Annotated in this window: 1 protein-coding gene; it reads left to right on the forward strand. The window is 54.1% G+C overall.

The window, feature by feature from the left end:
- Positions 1 to 165: 165 nt before the first annotated feature.
- The coding region (locus VES88_13875) for a hypothetical protein (GenBank protein HYN82578.1) at positions 166 to 1,953 on the forward strand (1,788 nt) is incomplete at its 3' end.

Consider the following 1,953-nt stretch of genomic DNA (forward strand, 5'->3'; position numbering starts at 1 on the left):
GCCCTGCCAGCTGGATGGACCTCGGCCAATGGCGGGACTGGGCCAAATGATCCCTGGATCACAGCGTCAACAACGACAGTACCGGCAGGACGCACCCCGACCCTGGCAGCTTGGCATGACAACGACGGCTCGCCTTTCGAGTTTATCCGCCTGTTCTCGCCAACTGTGGTCGTTCCGACCCCTGCCGCGGGAGTCCAGTCATACGTCACGCTCGACTTCGACCTCAACTACAGCCTCGAAGACACTCCCTCGAAAATTTATGAGGCTTTCGATGGCCTGACGATACGGATCACTGATCTAACTACCGGAAATATTCTCCGTTCAGTGCTGGCCGAGGCTTTTGCCGAATTCATCAATACGGGGACGATCAAACACTTCCCCAAGCACACGCTTCGCATCAACAACGCCAGCTACTTCCAGGACATGTCTGTCTGGTCAGGCGAATCTCCTGGGACGATACGCGTTTCCATGAAGTTCCCAGGCGAGGGAATGACGGGGAGGACCATTCAACTGCGCTTTGAGTACACCGAGGATTCCTCTGTTAATTGTACAGGCGCAGGACATACAGCTCCGTGCGGTGTGGCAGTTGATAACGTCGTGCTCAAACATATAGAGTCAACGGACGCAGGCGTTGATTGCGACCCAGCACCGACGCCACAGGTTTGCACCACTACCGTTACCGATGATCCAGACCGCCCACCGAGTGGTCTGAGTTCCTTTACAGTGACGAGTGGATCAAACTCGGTAACGGTTGATCATGCTAATGCTGGAAGTGGGTTGCAAACACTCGAGGTTCTCAGCGCTACCAATGTGATAGTGAATATACCTCCCTTCACGCCGGGTACATTTGATCCGGTGACGGTAACCTACACCGTAGTTAATCCGAATCAAGGGGCTGTATTCACATTAAGGGCGAGGAGCAGTTTTCACGGCATCTTAATTCGCGTGGAATGTCCGCCAACACCAACACCAACACCGACGCCAACACCAACACCGACTCCAACACCAACACCGACGCCAACACCAACTCCGACGCCAACGCCTGTGCCACAGGTTTGCACCACTACCGTTACCGATGATCCAGACCTACCGCCAAGTGGTCTGACTTCCTTTACAGTGACGAGTGGACCAAACTCGGTAACGGTTGATCATGTTAATGCTGGAAGTGGGTTGCAAACACTCGAGGTTCTCAGCGCTACCAATGTGATAGTGAATATACCTCCCTTCACGCCGGGTACATTTGATCCGGTGACGGTAACCTACACTGTAGTTAATCCGAATCAAGGGGCTGGATTCACATTAAGGGCGGCGAGCGGTTTTCACGGCATCCTAATTCGCGTGGAATGTGGTCCGCCTGTGCCGACGCCGACACCAACGCCGACGCCAACACCAACGCCAACGCCGACACCGACGCCAACACCAACTGCAACACCAACACCGACGCCACTGGATTGCACCACTACCGTTACCGATGATCCAGACCTACCGGGTGGTCTGACTTCCTTTACAGAGACGAGTGGACCAAACTCGGTAACGGTTGATCATATTAATGCTGGAAGTGGGTTGCAATCACTCACGGTTCTCAGCGCTACCAATGTGATTGTGAATATACCTCCCTTCACGCCAGGTACATTTGATCCGGTGACGGTAACCTACACTGTAGTTAATCCGAATCAAGGGGCTGGATTCACATTAAGGGCGGCGAGCAGTTTTCACGCCATCTTAATTCGCGTGGAATGTGGTCCGCCTGTGCCGACGCCAACGCCGACACCGACGCCGACGCCAACACCGACGCCACAGGATTGCACCACTACCGTTACCGATGATCCAGACCTACCGCCAAGTGGTCTGACTTCCTTTACAGTGACGAGTGGACCAAACTCGGTAACGGTTGATCATGCTAATGCTGGAAGTGGGTTGCAATCACTCACGGTTCTCAGCGCTACCAATGTG

The sequence above is a fragment of the Gemmatimonadaceae bacterium genome, from assembly GCA_035633115.1.
Classification (GTDB): domain Bacteria; phylum Gemmatimonadota; class Gemmatimonadetes; order Gemmatimonadales; family Gemmatimonadaceae; genus UBA4720.